Raw genomic sequence first — 19,913 nt, 5'->3', positions numbered from 1 at the left:
TTACTTGACTGAGCCAGACTACTTGGCTGGCATAGTGGGGCCGCCCTCGACCGCCAGCACCAGCCGGCGATTGGTCACCCTCGCCAGTTGCGCCAGTCGCCCGGCCGGCCGCTCGCCGTAAAGGTCGGCCAGCGACGCCGGCAGCACCAGCGCCAGCACGCCATTGCCGCGCCTCGCCCATTTCAACCGCGGCATGACGCCCGGCATTGCCGCCGTCAGCAGGTAGACGACGCGCATCACCGCGGCCAGCACACGGGCGCGCTCGATATAGCGCGGCGTTGCCAGTGCCTTGATTTCCGGCGCGATCGATTCGTTGAAGACGCCATCATGACGGTAGGCGTTGGCCAGCGCCAGGAAGGCGCGGCCGGGATGGTCGACGCCGATGAAGGAGGCGTGGGCAATGATGTTGAGCGATTGCTTGCCGCGATATTCGGGATGCGCGCGCCAGCCGATGTCGGCAAGCAGGCAGGCGGCCTGGCGGTAGCGCGCCTCGTCGACCGTCTCCTCGATGCCGAAGGCGGCGAAGGTCTTGCCCGTCCACTCGACAAGCTCATGCGCGTGGGTGACCGAGCGCGAACGCAGCCGGGCGAGTTCCTCCGAGGCCGAGATCAGCGGATCCGCCTTCTGCTCGGCTTTGTCGAGCAGCGAATAGAGAAAGCCCTCGCGCACGCCCAGCGCCGAGACGATGATCTTTGACGGCTGCATCGCCGCCATGATCTCCTGCAGCACGATGGCGCCATAAGGCAGCAGCGAGCGGCGGTTCTTCGAGACGCCTTCGATACCCCTTATCTTCTCGATCTCGCCCTTGGCGACCTGCTTGAGGAAGTTCGCAGCGCTGTCGATGCCGATCTCGTAATGGTGCATGACGCTCAGCGGATAGCTGGTCATTTCCATGTACAGCCGAGCGAGGTTTCGCCAGGTGCCGCCGACGGCATAGAACGGCCTGCCCTGCCCGCCTTTCAGCAGCCTTGCCTTCGCGAGCTCGTCGCGCGCTATCTTTGCCGCATGGGCCAGTGAGTTCTTGGCCATGTCCTGCAGGCGCAGGCCGCCCAGCGGCAGCGTGATGCCGTCGCCGATTGCCTCGCCATCGACGTCGACCAGTTCGAGGCTGCCGCCGCCGAGGTCGCCGGCGATGCCGTTGGCCGGGTGGAAGCCGGAAATGACGCCAAGCGCGGAATAGTGGGCTTCCTGGCGCCCGCTCAGCACCTGGACCTCGGTCTTGAGCACATCTTCGGCGCGGTGGATGAAATCGGGGCCGTTGACCGCCTCGCGGGCGGCGGCGGTCGCCAGCACATACATATGCTCGGCGCCGGCCTGCTCGGACAGCGCGCGAAAACGTCGAAACTCCTCCATCGAACGGGTCACCGCCTCGGGATCGAGCTTTCCGGTCGAGACGATGCCGCGACCGAGGCCGGCCAGCATCTTTTCGTTGAACAGCGTGGTTGGCGAGCGCGCCAGCCCCTCATAGACGACAAGCCGGATCGAGTTCGACCCGATGTCGATGATGGACAGCGGTCGGCGGTCCTGAAGCCGGCCCTGGGACGTTGAAATCATCAGCCGGTCGCTGCGGCGTTTTTCTTGCGGCGCTTGAACTGCGCGATGCGCTTGGGCGCATGCGATTTCAGCGCATCGCCGCGTCCGGAGAGGCTCGGATTGGTCATGAAATATTCCTGCGCGTTGAACGGTTCCTCGCCCTCCTCGAGCGTGGCGCGCCGGGAGGTTCCGTCAGCCAATACGTCGAAACTTTGCTGGTTGTCCATGATGTTGCCCAGCATGATCTGGCCGATGACTTGTTCATGCACCGTTGGATTGGTGATCGGCACCATGGTTTCGACGCGACGGTCGAGATTGCGCGGCATCAAATCGGCCGATGAGATGTAGACGATCGCCCCGTCCGACGGCAGTCCATGACCGTTGCCGAAACAATAGATTCGGCTGTGTTCGAGGAAGCGGCCGACGATCGACTTGACCCTTATGTTTTCCGACAGGCCCGGCACTTGGGGCCTCAGGCAGCAGATGCCGCGCACGACGAGATCGACCTCGACGCCGGCGCGGCTGGCGTCATAGAGCGCGTCGATGATGATCGGGTCGACCAGCGAATTCATCTTCATCCAGATGCGGGCCGGCCTGCCCTCCAGCGCATGGGCAATCTCGTCCGAAATGTGCTTGAGGATGCGCTTGCGCAGCGTGAACGGCGAGATGGCTAGCCGCATCTCCTCGGTCGGCTCGGCGTAGCCGGTGATAAAATTGAACAGCTGGGCGACATCGCGGGCGATTGTCGGAGCGGTGGTGAAGAAGGACAAGTCGGTGTAGATGCGCGCGGTGACCGGATGGTAGTTGCCGGTGCCGAGATGCACATAGTTGCGCAGCTTGCCGTCCTCGCGCCGCACCACCAGCGACATTTTCGCGTGGGTCTTCAGTTCGAGGAAGCCGAACACGACCTGAACGCCGGCGCGCTCGAGGTCGCGCGCCCAGCGGATGTTGGCTTCCTCGTCGAATCGCGCCTTGAGCTCGACCAGCGCGGTCACCGACTTGCCGGCCTCCGCCGCGTCGACCAAAGCGCGCACGATCGGGCTGTCGTTCGAGGTGCGATAGAGCGTCTGCTTGATCGCCACCACTTCCGGATCGGCCATCGCCTGGCGCAGGAACTGCACCACCACGTCGAAGGATTCGTAGGGGTGATGAACGATGATGTCCTTCTCGCGGATGGCGGCGAAACAGTCGCCGCCGTGCTCGCGGATGCGTTCGGGAAAGCGCGGATTGTAAGGCTTGAATTTGAGATCGTCGCGGGCGATGGCGACGATCTCGGAAATCTGGCTGAGCGCCAGCGGACCGGTGAGCACGCTGATCCGGCTCGATGAGACGCCAAGCTCGCCGGCGACGAACTCGCGCAGTTCGGCCGGCATCAGCTTGTCGAATTCGATGCGGATGACCGAGCCGCGACGACGCCGTTTCAGCGCCGTCTCGAACAGGCGCACGAGATCCTCGGACTCCTCCTCGACCTCGATGTCACTGTCGCGGATGATGCGGAACGTACCGGAGCCCTTGACCTCGTAGCCGGGGAACAGCTTGCCGATATAGAGGCCGACCGCTTCTTCCAGCGGAATGAAGCGGACATGATGCTTGCGGTCAGGCAAGCGGATGAAGCGCTTGAGCGCCACCGGCAGACGCAACAGCGCGCTCATCTCCTCGCCATTCCTGCGGTGGCGCAGTTGCAGCGCCATCGAGAAGCCGAGATTGGGAATGAACGGGAACGGATGCGCCGGGTCGATCGACAGCGGTGTGAGCACCGGAAACACCTGCTCCTGGAAATGATCCTCGAGCCAGGTCTTCTCGTCCTTGGTCAGCCCATCGCGGCTGATGCTCTCGATGCCTTCCTTGTCGAGCAGCAGCATCAGAGCGGATAGGCTGTTCTGCTGGTCCTCCTGCAGGCGCTCGACCTCGCGCAGCAATTGTTCCAGCTGTTGTTCAGGGGTGCGGCCGTCCGCGCTCTTCAGCGTGATGCCTTCGCGAACCTGGCCGGCGAGACCGGCGACACGGACCATGAAGAACTCGTCGAGATTGGCGGCCGAAATCGACAGGAAGCGCACCCGCTCGAGCAGCGGATGGTTGGCGTTCAGCGATTCTTCGAGGACGCGGCGGTTGAATTGCAGCCAGGAAAACTCGCGGTTGACGAAGCGGTCCGGATTGCCGCCCTCTGGGCTCGCCACCTCGACAGTGGTGAATTCGCTCTGCACCGGCTTTAGTTCGTTCATGGTTCCTGCTCGTTTCGCACCCGCTGGCCACAGCGTCGCGCGTCGTCGCGGACGCGCAAAAGGACGCTCCCACCACTTAAGCTACGCATGATCCCCAGCAAAACCGAATTCGGTTTCGGGGCCATGCCTTAACCGGCTTAGCTTATCCTGTGACAGGCTTTTACGACAGTTTGATTTCATCGATCTTGCAAAGAGACTGCTTATGATCCAGATGCAATCCAGGTGCAGCGCGGCGCGTCCTTTGGACGCGCAAAGGACGCGGTGGAATTTTGATTTTGCACATGAGCCGGGGTCATGCGGCAAATATAGGAGACGACGATGGCAGGCGGTTCCATTCCCCATTTCCAAAACGATGCGGGCTATCCGGCAATCGACATCGGCGTCAAGGAATTCATGTGCACCGGCGCTAACCCGCCCTTCGACCATCCACATGTGTTTCTCGACATGGGCGACGACAATGAAAAGGTCTGCCCCTATTGCTCGACGCTTTTTCGCTATTCGCCAAAGCTGAAGGCGACGGAAACACAGCCTGCCGGATGCCTCTATATCCACCAGGCCGCCTGACGCGCACGCCATCCGATGGACGACACCCGGTCCCGGCAGGTCGTTATCGCCGGAGCCGGCGTCGCCGGACTGACCGCGGCACTGGCGTTTTCCGAGCGCGGCTATCTGGTGCGGCTGTTCGAACAGGCGCCGCGCCTCGAAGCGGCCGGTGCCGGCATCCAGCTCTCACCCAACGCGACGCGCATCCTTCGCCAGTTCGGCGTGCTCGACCGGCTGTTGCCGGCGGCGGTGCGGCCGGAGGCGGTCGTGCTCAAGGACGCCGCCACGCTACGTGAGCTGGCGCGGGTGCCGCTTGGCGAAGCGGCCGAAGGCCGCTGGCAGGCGCCTTATCTCGTCGCTCATCGGGCTGACCTGCAAGATGCACTGATGGCGCGCCTTGCCGAACGGCCGGACATCAGTCTCGTCACCGGCGCGCGCGTCGGCGACATCGCCACAGGACCGCGCCATGCCACGGCAACAGTCGAGATTGCCGGCAAGACAGTCGAAGCCGGCGGCTTTCTGCTGATCGGCGCCGACGGCGTCTGGTCGGCGATCCGGGCTTTTGGCGGGTTTGCGGCCAAAAGCCGGTTTTCGGGCGAGCTTGCCTGGCGCGCTACGATCAGTGCAGGCAGTGTCGCAGGAGAAGTCCTTGCGGCGGTCGGCGCCGCCAATTGCGTGACCACCTTCCTGCATCCCGGCTTCCACCTCGTCGCCTATCCGGTCAGCAACGGCATGGCGTTCAACCTGGCTGCCTTCACCAGGGGCGAGGTCATCGCCGAGCGCTGGTCGGGCCACGCTGATCCCAATATACTCCTCGGCGCCATGCTTGGCACGGTGGCAGCGCTGGCCCGGCTTGTCGAGGATGCGGGCCCGTGGACCGCGTGGCCGATCCATACGGTCGACCAGGCACAACCATGGACGACACCCGCCGGCATCGCGCTGATCGGCGATGCGGCGCATGCAATGACGCCGTTCGCGGCGCAGGGGGCGGCGATGGCGATCGAGGATGCCGCAACCCTTGCCGGCTTTGTCGCTGCCGCGCCCGCCGATCCGTGGGGCGCGCTTGCCGCCTGGGAAAAGATGCGCCGCCCGCGCATCGCCAAGGTCGCCCGCCGCGGTGCGGTGAACAGGCTCGCCTGGCATGCAGCGGGGCCGGTGGCGGTCGCGCGCAACCTGTTCCTGAAGTGGCGCTCGCCGGAAAAGCTCGCGGCCGATCTCGACTGGCTCTATGGCTGGCGGCCGCCGGATGGCGATCGGCAATGAAAGCTCGACCGGTTGGCGGGACAGCGCCCCCCTCTGTCCTGCCCTCTTTGCCAAGATTCGGCATCTCCCCCACTTGGGGGGAGATCGGCCGTCACCTCGGCTTTCGCCAATCTCCAACGTTGCAGGATGAAGCGCGGCGCCGAAACTGAATATCTCCCTCCTTGTGCCTCCTTGTGGGGGAGATGTCCGGCAGGACAGAGGGGGGCGCGCCGCAATGAGGCGCTGATTACCCGCAGCATCAATTATAAATCCGCATCGACAGGTCGAGTGAGGTCGGCAGCGGATTCCACCAGCCTGTCCGCAGGCCGGCGATACGCAGAGCCGCCGCTGTCCAGGTGTTGCAGCCAGCCAGCGCATTGAAATGGCCGTTGGCTTCGTAGAAGCGGTCGAACCTGGAATAAGCGGCATTCTCGATCAGGATCGGACCGTTCGGCCCTTGCTGGAAACTCGCCGCGATGAAATCGAGCAGCGCTGCAAAACGCTGCTCGCTGATGTCGAAGCCGGCGACGTCGGGGTGCGGCTCGACAATGTTTCCGGCGACATCGACATGCATCACCGATGCGTCCAATGTCAGCGCCTTCATCACCGGCGCCGCCTTCAGTTCCGACCAGGTCGGCGTCTCCAGATAGAAGGCGCGGCCTCCCCAGCCGAAGACGATGTAGCGGACCCCAGCCATGTCGGCCGGAATGCCGCCACCGACCAGGAAATGGAAGCGCTTGCGCACGTCGTCATCGACCGGGATGGCGATATCTGTGTGGATCGGATTTTTCAGCACCAGGACGTGCCTGATGGCGGCGGGATCGGCGGCGGCCGCCTGCAAGAGCGGCCGTGGAATGAATGTGCCCAGAACCACGGCAAGCACGATTGCCACCACCAGAATGGCGAGAAAACGCCCAAGCTTTTTCACGAGGGACGGCTTTTTCATGAGGGACGGCCTCGCAATCGGGGCGCAATCGTTTGCTGACGGCTCAGACGCAAAAGAGCCCGGCAGGGTTTCGGCCGGGCTCTTTTGATTCGCGTGAGAGCAATCAGTGCAGGATTTGCGACAGGAACAGTTTTGTGCGCTCGTGGCGCGGATTGTCGAAGAACTCGGCTGGCGTGTTCTGCTCGACGATCTGGCCCTGGTCCATGAAGATCACCCGGTTGGCGACCTTGCGTGCAAAGCCCATCTCGTGGGTGACGCAGAGCATGGTCATGCCCTCTTCGGCGAGGCCAACCATCGTCTCCAGCACTTCCTTGATCATTTCGGGATCGAGCGCCGAGGTCGGCTCGTCGAACAGCATGATGCGCGGATTCATGCACAACGAGCGGGCGATGGCGACGCGCTGCTGCTGGCCGCCGGAAAGCTGGCCGGGATATTTGTTGGCCTGTTCCGGAATCTTGACGCGCGTGAGGAAGTGCATGGCGATTTCCTCGGCCTGCTTCTTCGGCGTCTTGCGCACCCAGATCGGTGCCAGCGTGCAGTTTTCCAGGATGGTCAAATGCGGGAACAGGTTGAAATGCTGGAACACCATGCCGACCTCGCGGCGCACCTCGTCGATCTTCTTGAGATCGTTGGTCAATTCCTTGCCGTCGACGATGATCTTGCCCTTCTGGTGCTCTTCCAGCCGGTTGATGCAGCGGATCATCGTCGATTTGCCCGAGCCCGAAGGGCCGCAAATGACGATGCGCTCGCCGCGCATCACCTTCAGGTTGATGTCCTTCAGCACATGGAATTCGCCGTACCATTTGTGCATGGCGATGATGTCGATGGCGACATCGGTGGTGGAAACCTGCATCTTGGCGGCATTGACCTTGATCTCTTCCGCGCTGACTGCATTTTCTATTGTCATGGAAGGTTCCCTTTTTTGTTCTTAGCGCTTGTGGCCGGTGTCGAGCCGGCGTTCCGTGAACATCGAATAGCGCGACATGCCGAAACAGAACAGCCAGAAGACAAAGGCAGCAAACACCAGGCCGGACCTGGCCGTTTGCGGCGTTGCCCAGTTGGGGTCGTTAAAATTCTGTTTGACGACGCCGAGCAGGTCGAACATCGAGATGATCGAAACCAGGCTGGTGTCCTTGAACATGCCAATGAAGGTATTGACGATGCCGGGAATGACCAGCTTCAGCGCCTGCGGCAGCACGATCAGGCCCATTTTCTGCCAGTAACCGAGGCCGAGCGAATCCGCACCCTCGTACTGGCCCTTGGGGATCGCCTGCAGGCCTCCCCGCACCACTTCGGCCATATAGGCAGCGGCAAACAGCGAAACACCGATCAGCGCGCGCAGGAACTTGTCGAAGCTGACGCCGGCCGGCAGGAACAGCGGCAGCATGACGCTGGCCATGAACAGCACGGTGATCAGCGGGATGCCGCGCACCGTCTCGATGAAGATGACGCACAGCATCTTGACGATCGGCATCTTCGAGCGCCGTCCGAGCGCCAGCACGATGCCGAGCGGCAGCGACACGGCAATGCCGACGAAGGACAGGGTGAGCGTCACCAGCAGCCCTCCCCATAGCGGGGTTTCGACATGCGGCAGGCCGAACACGCCACCAACCAGCAGGATGAAGGCAAAGATCGGCAGCGCCCCGAAGAACAATATGGCGTTCAGCCCCTTGCGCGGCACCTTCGGGATGAGCAGCGGCACCAGAAGCGCCACGAACAGTATGGCGACCAGGATCGGCCGCCAGCGCTCATCGATCGGATAGCGGCCGAACATGAACTGGCCGAACTTGGCGTTGACGAAGGCCCAACAGGCGCCGGACCAGCCGTCCGGCTGGACGCCGCCCTGTGCCGCTGTGGCGCAAAAGGTACGGTCCGCGCCGGTCCATTGGGCGTTGATGAAGGCCCAGCTGATCAGTTGCGGCAGGATCATCGCGACCAGCACGATGCCGATGATGGTCAGGATCGTGTCACCGGTCGACGCAATCAGGTTCTTGCGTATCCAGGCGCCCAGGCCGCGCTCGCTTGCAGGCGCCGACTGTGCCAGCGCCATTTCGACGCGGACGAAGGAAAGATCGTGCTCCTGCATGTCGCTACCTCTCCACCAGCGCCATTCTGGCGTTGACCACGTTCATGACCGCCGACGTCAACAGGCTGAGTGCGAGATAGACCACCATCATGATCAGCACGCACTCGATAGCCTGGCCGGTCTGGTTCAGCACCGTGCCGGTCGTCGCCGTCAGATCCGGGTAGCCGATGGCGATGGCCAGCGACGAGTTCTTGGTCAGGTTCAGATATTGGCTGGTCAGCGGCGGAATGACGATCCGCATGGCTTGCGGAATGACGACAAGCCGCAGGATCGATCCCGGCCGCAGCCCTAGCGCACCGGCTGCCTCGGTCTGACCCTTATTGACGCCCATGATGCCGGCCCGCACGATTTCGGCGATGAAGGCCGCCGTATAGAAGGACAGCGCCAGGTAGAGCGACAGGAACTCCGGCTTGACCTGAAAGCCGCCAGTCAGGTTGAAGGTCGATTGCTTTGGATAATCGAAGCTCAGCGGGAAGCCGCTGAGCGCGTAGGCCAGCAACGGCAAGCCGATGATCAAAGCCGCCGATGTCCAGAACACAGGGAATTGCTGGCCGGTCGCCATCTGCCGCTGACGCGCCTTGCGGGCGACGAACCACGCCATGGCGATGCCGAGAAGCAAAGCAACCAGGATCAGCCAGGAGCCTTCGCCCCACACGGCGCGTGGAAAATAAAAGCCGCGTTGGTTGAGAAAGGAGCTGAACGGCAAATTGATGCTTTCGCGCGGCGGCGGCAGCACCGAAAGCACGCCGGAATACCAGAAGAAGATGACCAGCAGCGGCGGGATGTTGCGAAAGACCTCGACATAGACCATGCAGATCTTGCGGATCAGCCAGTTGTGCGAAAGCCGGCCGACGCCGAGGATAAAGCCGATGATGGTGGCGGTGACGATGCCGGCGGCGGCAACGATGAGGGTGTTGATAAAGCCGACCACGATGGCGCGGCCATAGGTCGAATCCGACGAATAGGCGATGGCGCTGTCACTGATGTCGAAGCCGGCGCGACCCCTGAGGAAGCCGAAGCCTGACGCAATGCGCAGGCGCGTCAGATTGTCGATGGTGTTTTGGACGATCCACCAGACCAACGCAACCAGCACGATGACGACCACCGCCTGGAAGACTATGCCGCGGACCTTTGGATCATTGATGAAGGAGCCGCGGCTTGGCTCCTCGCGAAGAATTTCCTGCGATGCCATTCGACCATCCCCTGGAAAGAGAAACCGGGAGGCAGACGATCTGCCTCCCGGATCACATTTCGATCAGCGGATCGGCGGAGAGTATTGCAGACCGCCCTTGGTCCACAGCGCGTTGATGCCGCGCGCGATCTTCAGCGGGCTGCCCGACCCGACATTGCGTTCGAACATTTCGCCGTAATTGCCGACGGTCTTGACGATGTTGACGACCCAGTCGTTGGAGACACCGAGATCGGTGCCGATCTTGGTATCGGCCTCCTGGCCGAGCACGCGCTTGATCTCGGGATTGTCCGAGGCCTTCATTTCCTCGACATTGGCCTTGGTGATGCCGAGTTCCTCTGCCTGCAACAGCGCAAAATAGGTCCACTTGACGATGTGGTACCACTGGTCGTCGCCCTGGCGCACGGCCGGTCCGAGCGGTTCCTTGGAGATGATCTCAGGCAGCACGACGTGGTCGGCGGGCGCGCCCAGCGTCAGCCGGATGCCGTAGAGACCTGATTGGTCGGTGGTGTAGACATCGCAACGGCCGGCGTCATAGGCCGCGTCGACCTCTGACAGCTGTTCGAAGACGACCGGGCTGTACTCCATCTTGTTCGTCTTGAAGTAGTCGGCAAGGTTGAGTTCGGTCGTGGTGCCGCTCTGCACGCAGACCGCCGCGCCCGAAAGCTGCAGCGCGGAATTCACCCCCGGCAGCTTCTTGGCGTTGATCATGAAGCCCTGTCCGTCATAATAGGTGACACCGACGAAGTTCAGACCAAGCGCCGTATCGCGGTTGATGGTCCAGGTGGTGTTGCGCGACAGGACGTCGATCTCGCCCGACTGCAGTGCGGTGAAGCGTTCCTTGGCACTGAGCGGCGTGAACTTGACCTTGGTGCCATCGCCGAACACGGCGGCCGCGACAGCGCGGCAGAAGTCCGCATCGATGCCTTGCCAGTCGCCCTTGTCGTCCGGCGCCGAGAAGCCGGCCAGACCGGTCGACACGCCGCATTGGATGAAGCCCTTGGCCTTGACGTCGTCGAGCGTGGCCGCCGACGCGGCCGAAGCCACCAATCCAAGCGCGGCGGCGCCCAGAATGCCGATTGCAATGTGTTTCATAACCCACAGACCCTTTTCTGTTTTTTTCAGGCGAACCTGACTTTTTTTCCGTGTGAACGCAGCTTCCCGTTCCGGCCCATTCCCGGAACCCGCATCGCAACCGACGCGCTGCCTCCCATTCACGAACTGCATCGAAGGCGATTATCACATTGAGGTCAAGGAAAATGACCGAAACCCAAAGAGTTTCAAACCATTTGCCGCAAATGCCTGAATTGCAGACAAACGCGCCTGAAAATTAGCCAGCAACTGCGAGATCCGGCCAACGCGAATCGGAGCTGGGCTTCTGAAATCCATCTTCGGGGGGCAGCGCCGCGCGCCTGAATGCCATCGGAGCGATTGGCACAACCAGTCCGCCGGCTGGCGGATGGCGAACGGTTGCGCGGCCAATGCCGCCGCACTATGGCTAGCGCTTCCATCAGAGGCGAAGCGCAATGGCAAAAGGCGGCAATGAAATGGGCATCAACACGCGGCTTGCCCACTCGGGCAACAATCCGCACGACTATTTCGGCTTCATCAACCCGCCGGTCGTACATGCCTCGACCGTGCTCTTTCCCAACGCGGCGACGATGGCGGCACGCGGCCAGAAATACACCTACGGCACGCGCGGCACGCCGACCACCGACGCGCTTGCCAGCGCCATCGACGGACTGGAAGGCTCGGCCGGCACGATTGTGGTGCCCTCCGGCCTGGTGGCGGTGACAGTGCCGCTGCTCGCCTTCCTGTCGGCGGGCGACCATGTCCTGATTGTCGATTCCGTCTATCACCCAACCCGCAATTTCGCCGACACGATGCTGAAACGGCTAGGCGTCGAGGTCGAATATTACGATCCGCATGTCGGCGCCGGTATAGCGGCGCTGATCAAATCCAACACCAAGGTCGTGTTCACCGAATCGCCGGCCTCCAACACTTTCGAGGTGCAGGACATACCGGCCATTTCCAGCGCGGCACACGCCGCAGGTGCGATCGTGATGATGGACAATACCTGGGCGACGCCGCTCTACTTCCGCCCGCTCGACTATGGCGTCGACATCTCGATCCATGCGGCGACGAAATATCCGGCCGGCCATTCCGACGTGCTGCTCGGCACGGCGTCGGCCAACAAGGCCTGCTGGAAACAGCTTTGCGAGACATTTTACACGATGGGCTGCTGCGCCGGGCCGGACGATGTCTATCAGGTGCTGCGCGGCCTGCGCACCATGGGTGTGCGCCTCGACCACCATCAGCGCAGCGCTCTGGCGATCGCCGGCTGGCTGGAGGGCCAGCCGGGCGTGGCGCGGGTGCTGCATCCAGCGCTTGCCAGCCATCCCGACCACGATCTCTGGAAGCGCGATTTCTGCGGCTCGAGCGGCATTTTTTCGATCGTGCTCAAGGGCGGCGGCCAGAAACAGCAGCATGCCTTCCTCGACGCGCTCAGGATATTCGGCCTCGGCTACTCCTGGGGCGGCTATGAGAGCCTTGCCGTGCCGGTCTTCCTCGGCGACCGCGTCGTCGCCAAGGGTCCTTATGATGGCCCGCTCATCCGCCTGCAGATCGGGCTTGAGGATGTCGAGGATTTGAAGGCCGATCTGGCGCGCGGCCTCACTGCGGCGGCGGGTTGAGCTACGGTAGCGAGCTTCCAACACCGATTCAGAAAACGCGCTCAACCTCTTGAAAAGACTAGCCGGATCACGCTGTGTAGCTGCTCCGGCTGGCGGCCGGACCTCGCCTGATCTACCCGCGTCGCGCAACAATATTTCCCAAATCCGCTATTTCTCGGATTGGTTTGGCTTTCGAATTCAGCAGTCTGGCGTCATTGCAAGGCGTTTCAAAGTTCAACACTCCTCGGGGATCAACCCCAGAGTGGGATAAACCCCAGAGCACCCATGGCCTTTCGTCTTTTTTCTCCCATACTGGCCGGCGCGACACTGCGCGAGCGCATGATCGCCTGTTTCGGTGCGACGATCGGCATTGCGCTGACCGGCGCGATCGGTGGCCTCGTGCTCGGCAGCGGCCCGCATGTGCCGCTGCTCGTGGCACCGATGGGTGCCTCGGCCGTGCTTTTGTTCGCAGTGCCGGCGAGCCCGTTGGCGCAACCCTGGTCGATCATCGGCGGCAACACCATATCGGCGCTCGTCGGCGTGATTGTGGCGCGTTTCATACATGAGCCCGTCCTTGTGGTGGGCATTGCGGTATCGTTGGCCATCGCCGCGATGTCGTTCACACGCTGCCTGCATCCACCAGGCGGCGCGGCGGCTCTGACGGCGGTGTTCGGCGGCCCGGCCGTCATCGACGCCGGCTTCCTGTTTCCGTTCGTGCCGGTGGCATTGAACTCGATCGTGCTGGTGGCGCTCGGATACGGTTTTCACAAGCTGACGCGACGGACCTACCCGCATGGTACCACCGCTGCGTCAAAGAACAGCCACGGCACCATCGATCCACCGGCGCAGGAGCGTATCGGCTTCCGGCCCGAGGACATCGATGCTGCGCTCGGCGCTTTGGAGGAGACGTTCGACATCGACCGCAACGATCTCGAACGGCTACTGCGGCAGGTGGAGTTACAGGCGATGGTGCGCACGCACCGGACCTTGCTGTGCGAGGATATCATGTCGCGCGACGTGATTGCCGTGGACGAGCATGCTGATGCCGACGAGGCGCGTCATCTGCTGCTCGATCACAATATCCGGATGCTGCCGGTCGTCGACGCGGAGGCCAAGCTTATCGGCGCCGTCGGACTGCGCGAACTGGCGCGGGCGGCGCAAGCGGTGAAAAGCGTGACAAAGGCCGTGGCGACTGCCTCGGCGAGCGCGCCGGCCATGGGCCTCCTGCCGGTGCTTACCGACGGCCGCAGCCACGCCGTCGTCATCGTAGACGATAACCAGCACATCCTCGGCCTCATCACGCAGACCGATCTGCTGGCCGCAACGGCACGCGCGCAAGCTGGCGACAAGGCGTTGGCGGAAGCGGCAGCGTAAGCGGTGCCGGCCGCCGGGAAAAATGTTCGGGAACCTTTTCGCGGTTAGCCCGTCCAATGTTTCGATCGGAGGATTTGCTTCCGGTCATGAGATTGGCTCGCGATGAGGAAACCGGCCATATCTGCGACCGTCATGCCCGCCGCATCTGGCGAGATGCAGCTTGTCGGCCGTGCGCTGGCGCGCGAGGGCGGAGCCTTCCACACGATTATCAAAATGCACAACCAGCGACTCTATCGTATCGCCCGCAGCGTCGTCCGCAACGACAGCGAGGCTGAAGACATCGTGCAGGAGGCCTATGTCAGGGCCTTTGCCCAGCTCGGGGATTTTCGCGGCGAATCCTCTCTCGCCACATGGCTGTCGCGCATCGTCATCAACGAGGCGCTTGGGCGTTTGCGCAAAAGGCGGCGAACGGTAGCGATGCCGCAAAATCTACAAGCCGAAATCATCAAGTTCCCCCTCAATCCCAGCGACGATCCGGAGCGGATGATGGCGCAACGGCAGATCCTCGAGCTTGTCGAACGGGCGACCGATCGCCTTCCCGATGTCTACCGGACAGTATTCGTGGCGCGGGTGATCGAAGGTCTCAGCATAGACGAGACCGCCGAATTACTCGATGTGCGGCCCGAAACCGTCAAGACCCGGCTGCACCGCGCCCGCGCCCTCGTGCGCAAGGCGCTGGCCGATCAGATCGGCCCGGTGCTGCTCGATGCCTTCCCCTTCGCCGGCCGCCGGTGTGAACGGCTGACCGCCGCGGTGATGCAGCGGCTTGGCTTTACAGACTGATTTCCCGAATTCCCGGGAACGTTTGCTCCCTTCCGGCATCCAATCATCGTCAACTGAAAATGCCCGGAGCCAACCGCATCCGGCGAAGGAGAACGTCATGTTTATTCGATCGACCACCGCGCTGGCCGCGCTTTTCCTGCTCAGCGCAGCGACGTCGGCGCAAGCCTCCGACAAGCCGAGCGACCCGCAGATCGCGCACATCGCCTACACAGCCGGCGTGCTTGACGTCGAGGCGGCCATGCAAGCACTGAAGAAATCGAAGAACAAGGAGATTCTCGATTTCGCCAAAGACATGGTGCGAGACCATGAAGCCGTGAACAAACAGGCGCTTGACCTGGTCGAGAAGCTCAACGTCACGCCAGAGGACAACGCCACCAGCAAGGCGCTAACCAAGGCGGCGGCCGAGGAACGGGCGAAGCTCGCCAAGCTCGACGGCACCGCGTTCGACAAGGCCTATGTCGACAACGAGGTTGCCTATCACAAGCAGGTCAATGGCGCGCTCGAAACTCTGCTGATCCCCTCGGCCGAGAATGCCGAACTGAAGAGCCTGCTGGAGACCGGCCTGAAGCTATTCCAGGGCCATGAACAGCATGCCGAACATGTCGCCGGCATGCTGAAATGAGAACAGCACCGACGGTGTCGAAACGGCATCTGTGGATTGCAATGGCGTTGAGTATTGCTGCCGCACCAGCCAAGGCCGAAACGATTGAGGTGACGATCGAGAAGCTTGTATTTTCGCCCGCAAGCATCGAGGCGCAGGTCGGCGATACGATAGAGTGGGTCAACAAGGACGTGTTCGCCCACACGGCGACCGTCAAAGGCGGCTGGGAGGTGGTTATCCCGCCGAAGACATCAGCGAGCATGGCCCTTCAGAAGGCGGAAGCGTTCGACTATTTCTGCCGCTTCCACCCCAACATGAAAGGCCATCTGACGGTGACGTCGCCCTAGCCGTGCCAGCGGAGACCGCCCTGCGCGCGCAGGGCGGTCGGGCGGCGTCAAGCCGCCTGGTAGCGAGGCGCCGGCTCGCCGGTCTGCGTCGCGGCGAACGACATGCGTTAATCTCCTGAATGTTGAGCGCTCAAATGTTTAGCCCTCAACCAACTAGCCAGATCTGTGCCCCTTTGCAATGGTTCAGCCCTCAACTATTTTGTAGGATGAAAAAAACTGTCGAATCGTTCGCATCGCTAAAAGGTCGGGGTGAGCCAGACGCGGAAGCGCCCGGCATGCCGAACGATTTCGTCTGCATCAATTCGTCGCTGCGCCGTGCGGCGCGGCGGCTTGGCCAGTTGTATGACGTGGCGTTGGTCCCAACCGGGCTGACGTCAACGCAAACCCTTCTGCTCGGCCAGATCGATGGGCTCGCGGCCGCTTACGGCGAGGACGGGCCGACGCTGCAGGTCCTCGCCGGCCGCCTTGCGATCCAGATCTCAGCGCTGACGCATGCCCTGCGGCCGCTTGTGCGCGACGGTCTGGTCGAGGTCCGCCACGATACCCACGATCGGCGAACCAAGCATGCTGTGCTGACGCCGCTCGGCAAGGCACGATACCAGCAGGCATATGTCGTGTGGGTCGAGGCCAACCGGCGCGTCGAGGCGATTTTGGGGGCGGCCGCGGCCGAAAAGCTGAGGAGCCTCGCCGACGATGTCGCCTCGCAGGACTTTCTCGACGCCTATGTTTCGGGCGCGAAGCCGCCGAGCAGCACCGAATCGTCGGAGTGTTAAAGCGCCGCGCGCCCTTTGGGACGCGCTATGGACGGTCTGATTTTGCGCGACCGGCAACCGCTCGGATGCAGGCGGACGACAATCTGTGCTAAAGTGACCCTATGAAAGCATGGCTGGAAGCGGCAAAAAGCCGGGCCCGCGACATCAAGCTTGATGTCGTCGCCCTGTGGTTCGCCGCACGCGATCCTCAAGTGCCCTGGTTTGCAAAGTTCGTTGCCGGAATGGTAGCCGCCTATGCGCTTTCCCCAATCGACCTGATCCCGGATTTCATTCCGGTGCTCGGTTATCTCGACGACCTGATCATCGTACCGCTCGGCGTGATCCTGGCCATAAGGCTTGTTCCGCCGCCGCTGATGGACGAGTTTCGAGCGCGGGCGGCCGCGCTCGAAACTCACCCGCAAAGCAGGACGGGAATGTTCTTTGTCGTGGCGCTCTGGCTGGCTTTGGCAGCTTTGCTGATCTGGGCGTTCTGGCCCACCCACGCCAAATAGTCCGATCAGGCTTGCACTTGAAATCGCCTTGCCTGCTGCGCCGGCGGCCTAAAACCCAAGCGCCAGCCACGTCGTCCCGGCAAGCAGCGTAACCAGCGTCAGCGGCAGCCCGACCTTGAAGAAGGCGGCGAACGACAGAGGCGTGCCGGAGACCCGCGCGTACTCGGCGACGATCAGATTGGCCACCGAGCCGAGCAGCGTGAAGTTGCCGGCCAGCGTCGAGCTCATCGCGACGACCAGCCAAGCGCGCTCGGGGTCTTCCAGGCCGGGTATGAACGGCCGCAGCGCCAGCACAGCCGGAACATTGCTCATGATGTTGGACAGCACCGCGGTGAAGCCGGACAGCCGCCAGACGTCGTCCAGCCCGAGGCCTTTTGCCGAGGCTATGATGTCGGGCGTGAGCAGCGTCTTCTCGGCGCCGGCGACGACGATGAACAGGCCGGCGAACATGAACAGCAACGGCCCGTCGATCTCGCGGTAGATGCGCGCCGGCTTTATGGCACGGGTCACGAGAAGAATGGCCCCGCCGATGAGCGCCGCCTTGGCGACCGGAACGCCGGCAAAGAAGGCGATCGCCAGTCCGATGCAGACCACCACCGCCTTGAGTACCTGGCCCGGCAACATGCGGCCGCGATAGACTTCGGGGCTGAGTTCGGTCTTGCGCGCGAACTCGGCGCGATAGACGATGCGCACGATGACGACGACGGCGACGAGGCCGAACAGCGCGACCGGCGCCAGGGCCGCCGAAAAGGCCGGATAGGAAATCCCCGACAGCGCGCCGATGACCATATTCTGCGGGTTGCCGGTGATGGTGGCGACACTGCCGCAATTCGACGCCGTAGCGGTGGCGATCAGATAGGGGACAGGGTTTCGGTTGATGACGCGGGTGACGTGGACGACGATCGGCGCCATGACCAGGCAGATCGCGTCGTTGACCAGGAACGCCGACAGCACGCCGGTCAGCAGCGTCACCATCACAAGCAGCATGAACGGCGCATGCGCATGCTCGATGGCAATGGCGCCGAGCGCACGGAAGGCGCCCGAGACTTTCAGATGCGCCACGACGATCATCATGCCGAGCAACAGCGTGATCGTGTCGAAACTGATGGCGCGGTATGCGTCCTCCAGGCTGAGTGCGCCGATGGCAATCATCGCCGCACCGCCGAGCAGCGCGATGCCTGCCCGGTCGAGGCGCAAGCCGGGGAACCTGCCGACGGCGACGCCGGCATAGGTCAGGATCAGGATCAGCAGTGCCGCCGCGCCCATCAAAGTCATTCGTGGAAAAGCCCCGTTCAGATCCGCCCTGCCCCAGGCCCTAAGGGCAGCCGGCGCAAGCTGTGATTCCTGCCGCCATACTCACCCGAACTCAATCCGATCGAGCGAGCCTTTTGGCAACATCAAAGATTGATGTGACGCGCGCGCCGTCGAACCATTGGCGCACATCGGCCAACAGACAATCACACGGGCAGAATATCTCGTAAAACGCCGGGTAGGGTTCCGTCAAAAGATGAAAGGTTTGGAAGACGCCCAAGCTCATCGAAATCGTGGGCTCTATCATGCCCTGAACACTCGGCTGACGCGGGGAACAAGCAGCCGATTGCGGAGTTGGAACGGCGGTAGAGGTTTGCCGGTATGAGACCCACTCCCGTGCTGCAGTACATTTATAGGATAATTGCTCGCGACGTTTTTCTCGTGCTTGCGCGTGACGCTCTTTGCGCGGCGTGGCCGCAATGACGCAGCGCGATCGTAACGCCACTTCACCACGGGAAGACAAGAAGGACGGCATAGGGCGAGCACTTGGACTCGGCCTTATCACCGGCGCCGCCGACGACGATTGCTCGGCGATCGGCACCTATGCAAGTGCCGGCGCGCGCTTTGGCCCGGACCTGCTTTGGACCGCTCCTGTAACGCTGCCGATGATGTACACGGTCGTGTATCTCTCGTCGAAGCTTGGACAGGTTTCGGGCCGCGGCCTCTTTCATGCGATCAAGGACTTCTATCCCCGATGGCTGCTCTGGGCTGTCCTGGTGGGCGTGCTGGTCGGCAACACGATCGAAGCAGCCGCCGATCTCGGCGGCATGGCTGCATCCATCAACATCTTCCTTCCTGTTCCGATCCCCCTCATTGTGATTGTAGTCGCGGCCGCGATCTTTGCTCTCCAGCTTTGGGGCTCTTACACGCTCATACGCAACATCTTCCGCTGGCTCGCGCTGGCCCTGCTTGCCTATGTCGGCTCGGCCATCATGGCGAAGCCGGATGCGGCAGCCGTGCTGTGGGGAACCCTTGTTCCGAAGATCCAGTTCAGCCGCGAGTTCCTGTCCATTCTGGTGGCCATCATCGGCACCACCCTTTCAGCCTATCTCTACACCTGGCAGTCGAATGAGGAGGTGGAGGAAGAGATTGCCGAGGGGAGAACGACGCTGAGGAAGCGCAAGGGCGCCACCGACGGTGAACTGCGCCGCTCCCGCCGCGATATCCTGATCGGCGTGATTTTTTCCAACCTCATCATGTACTTTATCATCCTGTCGACAGGGTCTACGCTCTATGAAGCCGGCGAGCACGACGTCGAGACCGCCGCTCAAGCAGCCGAAGCTCTCAAGCCGCTCGCTGGTGCAGCCGCTGGCGTACTGTTCGCGGCCGGCGTGATCGGGGTCGGGTTCCTTGCCGTTCCGGTCATGACGACAGGTGCGGCATACGATCTGGCGCAGGCGGTTGGATGGGAGCACAGCCTTCATGCCAAGCCGCGTGAGGCGCCAAAGTTCTATATCGCGATCGGCGCCTTCACGCTGATTGCTGTTGGCCTGAATTTCCTGGGTTTCAACCCAATGAAGGCGCTCGTCTGGTCCGGTATCGTGCAGGGCTTTTCCACGCCGCCACTGCTTCTTCTTATCATGCTGATGACGAACAACCGGCGGATCATGGGAGACAAGGTCAACAGCCGGACAACCAACGCCCTGGGATGGGCTACTACGATCGCAATCTTTTCCGCCTCTTTGGGGCTGGTGGCGACCTGGTTTATCTAGGTCACCATGACACTCGCGCTCATGCCCGGCAATTCGAGCTCACTTTCAATGTGGGGTTGGCAATGAAGGAGTTGGTCTGCACATCTGC

The 19,913-nt window shown here is 62.4% G+C and carries 18 protein-coding genes and 1 pseudogene; 11 read left to right on the top strand and 8 right to left on the bottom strand.

The genetic code is table 11. The annotated features are described in order from the left end of the window. Positions 1-18: 18 nt before the first annotated feature. Positions 19-1,554, bottom strand: coding sequence for an exopolyphosphatase (gene ppx, locus AC0L2V_RS10315; protein ID WP_473513669.1), 1,536 nt, complete (start codon positions 1,552-1,554; stop codon positions 19-21). Next, positions 1,554-3,755 (bottom strand): RNA degradosome polyphosphate kinase, encoded by a 2,202-nt coding sequence (locus tag AC0L2V_RS10310; RefSeq protein WP_473513667.1) that lies wholly within the window; start codon positions 3,753-3,755, stop codon positions 1,554-1,556. The genes ppx and AC0L2V_RS10310 overlap by 1 nt, the downstream gene beginning before the upstream one ends. Positions 3,756-4,073: 318 nt before the next feature. Between AC0L2V_RS10310 and AC0L2V_RS10305 the strand changes: the two genes are divergently transcribed. Together AC0L2V_RS10305 and AC0L2V_RS10300 are read left to right on the top strand one after the other, a co-directional pair. Then, positions 4,074-4,319 (top strand): zinc-finger domain-containing protein, encoded by a 246-nt coding sequence (locus AC0L2V_RS10305; protein ID WP_023800617.1) that lies wholly within the window; start codon positions 4,074-4,076, stop codon positions 4,317-4,319. Positions 4,320-4,334: 15 nt separating this feature from the next. After that, positions 4,335-5,561 (top strand): FAD-dependent monooxygenase, encoded by a 1,227-nt coding sequence (locus AC0L2V_RS10300; RefSeq protein WP_473513665.1) that lies wholly within the window; start codon positions 4,335-4,337, stop codon positions 5,559-5,561. A 238-nt stretch (positions 5,562-5,799) separates the two neighbouring features. Here AC0L2V_RS10300 and AC0L2V_RS10295 read toward each other — a convergent pair whose 3' ends face one another. From AC0L2V_RS10295 to AC0L2V_RS10275, 5 genes are all read right to left on the bottom strand, one after another. Then, on the bottom strand, positions 5,800-6,486 hold the full coding sequence (locus AC0L2V_RS10295; RefSeq protein WP_473513663.1) for a TIGR02117 family protein: 687 nt from the start codon (positions 6,484-6,486) through the stop codon (positions 5,800-5,802). A gap of 103 nt (positions 6,487-6,589) precedes the next feature. Further along, the gene (locus AC0L2V_RS10290) at positions 6,590-7,393 is read right to left on the bottom strand and encodes an amino acid ABC transporter ATP-binding protein (protein ID WP_023800620.1); all 804 of its coding nucleotides are present in this window, start codon (positions 7,391-7,393) and stop codon (positions 6,590-6,592) included. Positions 7,394-7,414: 21 nt separating this feature from the next. Then, the gene (locus tag AC0L2V_RS10285; RefSeq protein WP_027155356.1) at positions 7,415-8,572 is read right to left on the bottom strand and encodes an amino acid ABC transporter permease; all 1,158 of its coding nucleotides are present in this window, start codon (positions 8,570-8,572) and stop codon (positions 7,415-7,417) included. 4 nt (positions 8,573-8,576) lie between these two features. Continuing rightward, positions 8,577-9,764, bottom strand: coding sequence for an amino acid ABC transporter permease (locus tag AC0L2V_RS10280; RefSeq protein ID WP_023800622.1), 1,188 nt, complete (start codon positions 9,762-9,764; stop codon positions 8,577-8,579). A 63-nt stretch (positions 9,765-9,827) separates the two neighbouring features. Continuing rightward, a complete protein-coding gene (locus tag AC0L2V_RS10275; protein WP_023800623.1) occupies positions 9,828-10,856 on the bottom strand; it encodes an amino acid ABC transporter substrate-binding protein in 1,029 nt (342 codons plus the stop codon). A 431-nt stretch (positions 10,857-11,287) separates the two neighbouring features. Between AC0L2V_RS10275 and AC0L2V_RS10270 the strand changes: the two genes are divergently transcribed. From AC0L2V_RS10270 to AC0L2V_RS10240, 7 genes are all read left to right on the top strand, one after another. Next, positions 11,288-12,454 (top strand): cystathionine beta-lyase, encoded by a 1,167-nt coding sequence (locus tag AC0L2V_RS10270; RefSeq protein ID WP_473513661.1) that lies wholly within the window; start codon positions 11,288-11,290, stop codon positions 12,452-12,454. Between the two features lie 264 nt (positions 12,455-12,718). Next, entirely contained in the window at positions 12,719-13,807 is a 1,089-nt protein-coding gene (locus AC0L2V_RS10265; protein ID WP_287194439.1) for an HPP family protein, read from the top strand. Positions 13,808-13,909: 102 nt separating this feature from the next. Then, positions 13,910-14,590 (top strand): RNA polymerase sigma factor, encoded by a 681-nt coding sequence (locus AC0L2V_RS10260; RefSeq protein ID WP_287053773.1) that lies wholly within the window; start codon positions 13,910-13,912, stop codon positions 14,588-14,590. Positions 14,591-14,687: 97 nt separating this feature from the next. Beyond that, the gene (locus AC0L2V_RS10255) at positions 14,688-15,212 is read left to right on the top strand and encodes a DUF4142 domain-containing protein (RefSeq protein WP_473513659.1); all 525 of its coding nucleotides are present in this window, start codon (positions 14,688-14,690) and stop codon (positions 15,210-15,212) included. Further along, positions 15,209-15,538: a cupredoxin domain-containing protein gene (locus tag AC0L2V_RS10250; protein WP_023800626.1), complete on the top strand. Its 330-nt coding sequence runs from the start codon at positions 15,209-15,211 to the stop codon at positions 15,536-15,538. The genes AC0L2V_RS10255 and AC0L2V_RS10250 overlap by 4 nt, the downstream gene beginning before the upstream one ends. Positions 15,539-15,813: 275 nt before the next feature. Then, a complete protein-coding gene (locus AC0L2V_RS10245; RefSeq protein ID WP_236473199.1) occupies positions 15,814-16,311 on the top strand; it encodes a MarR family winged helix-turn-helix transcriptional regulator in 498 nt (165 codons plus the stop codon). 101 nt (positions 16,312-16,412) lie between these two features. Next, the gene (locus AC0L2V_RS10240) at positions 16,413-16,802 is read left to right on the top strand and encodes a YkvA family protein (RefSeq protein ID WP_091590636.1); all 390 of its coding nucleotides are present in this window, start codon (positions 16,413-16,415) and stop codon (positions 16,800-16,802) included. Between the two features lie 48 nt (positions 16,803-16,850). Here AC0L2V_RS10240 and AC0L2V_RS10235 read toward each other — a convergent pair whose 3' ends face one another. Next, positions 16,851-18,077, bottom strand: coding sequence for an anion transporter (locus tag AC0L2V_RS10235; protein ID WP_473513657.1), 1,227 nt, complete (start codon positions 18,075-18,077; stop codon positions 16,851-16,853). Between the two features lie 25 nt (positions 18,078-18,102). On the opposite strand from AC0L2V_RS10235, the pseudogene AC0L2V_RS10230 reads away from it, so the two are divergent. Together AC0L2V_RS10230 and AC0L2V_RS10225 are read left to right on the top strand one after the other, a co-directional pair. After that, positions 18,103-18,191 (top strand): annotated as a pseudogene (locus AC0L2V_RS10230) (transposase); the annotation flags it as partial. A gap of 341 nt (positions 18,192-18,532) precedes the next feature. Continuing rightward, on the top strand, positions 18,533-19,825 hold the full coding sequence (locus AC0L2V_RS10225; protein ID WP_473520025.1) for an NRAMP family divalent metal transporter: 1,293 nt from the start codon (positions 18,533-18,535) through the stop codon (positions 19,823-19,825). Positions 19,826-19,913: the final 88 nt, after the last annotated feature.

The organism is Mesorhizobium sp. WSM4814 (assembly GCF_055811595.1).
The sequence above is the reverse complement of the archived record's forward strand: the minus strand, read 5'-3'. Positions and strand labels throughout refer to the sequence as shown.

Coding starts and splice junctions, on each gene's coding strand:
- AC0L2V_RS10240 (WP_091590636.1), top strand. CDS start 16,413: ATGAAAGCATGGCTGGAAGCGGCAAAAAGCCGGGCCCGCGACATCAAG.
- AC0L2V_RS10300 (WP_473513665.1), top strand. CDS start 4,335: ATGGACGACACCCGGTCCCGGCAGGTCGTTATCGCCGGAGCCGGCGTC.
- AC0L2V_RS10250 (WP_023800626.1), top strand. CDS start 15,209: ATGAGAACAGCACCGACGGTGTCGAAACGGCATCTGTGGATTGCAATG.
- AC0L2V_RS10275 (WP_023800623.1), bottom strand. CDS start 10,856: ATGAAACACATTGCAATCGGCATTCTGGGCGCCGCCGCGCTTGGATTG.
- AC0L2V_RS10290 (WP_023800620.1), bottom strand. CDS start 7,393: ATGACAATAGAAAATGCAGTCAGCGCGGAAGAGATCAAGGTCAATGCC.
- AC0L2V_RS10235 (WP_473513657.1), bottom strand. CDS start 18,077: ATGACTTTGATGGGCGCGGCGGCACTGCTGATCCTGATCCTGACCTAT.
- AC0L2V_RS10255 (WP_473513659.1), top strand. CDS start 14,688: ATGTTTATTCGATCGACCACCGCGCTGGCCGCGCTTTTCCTGCTCAGC.
- AC0L2V_RS10305 (WP_023800617.1), top strand. CDS start 4,074: ATGGCAGGCGGTTCCATTCCCCATTTCCAAAACGATGCGGGCTATCCG.
- ppx (WP_473513669.1), bottom strand. CDS start 1,554: ATGATTTCAACGTCCCAGGGCCGGCTTCAGGACCGCCGACCGCTGTCC.
- AC0L2V_RS10285 (WP_027155356.1), bottom strand. CDS start 8,572: ATGCAGGAGCACGATCTTTCCTTCGTCCGCGTCGAAATGGCGCTGGCA.
- AC0L2V_RS10310 (WP_473513667.1), bottom strand. CDS start 3,755: ATGAACGAACTAAAGCCGGTGCAGAGCGAATTCACCACTGTCGAGGTG.
- AC0L2V_RS10280 (WP_023800622.1), bottom strand. CDS start 9,764: ATGGCATCGCAGGAAATTCTTCGCGAGGAGCCAAGCCGCGGCTCCTTC.
- AC0L2V_RS10225 (WP_473520025.1), top strand. CDS start 18,533: ATGACGCAGCGCGATCGTAACGCCACTTCACCACGGGAAGACAAGAAG.
- AC0L2V_RS10245 (WP_236473199.1), top strand. CDS start 15,814: ATGCCGAACGATTTCGTCTGCATCAATTCGTCGCTGCGCCGTGCGGCG.
- AC0L2V_RS10265 (WP_287194439.1), top strand. CDS start 12,719: ATGGCCTTTCGTCTTTTTTCTCCCATACTGGCCGGCGCGACACTGCGC.
- AC0L2V_RS10260 (WP_287053773.1), top strand. CDS start 13,910: ATGAGGAAACCGGCCATATCTGCGACCGTCATGCCCGCCGCATCTGGC.
- AC0L2V_RS10270 (WP_473513661.1), top strand. CDS start 11,288: ATGGCAAAAGGCGGCAATGAAATGGGCATCAACACGCGGCTTGCCCAC.
- AC0L2V_RS10295 (WP_473513663.1), bottom strand. CDS start 6,486: ATGAAAAAGCCGTCCCTCGTGAAAAAGCTTGGGCGTTTTCTCGCCATT.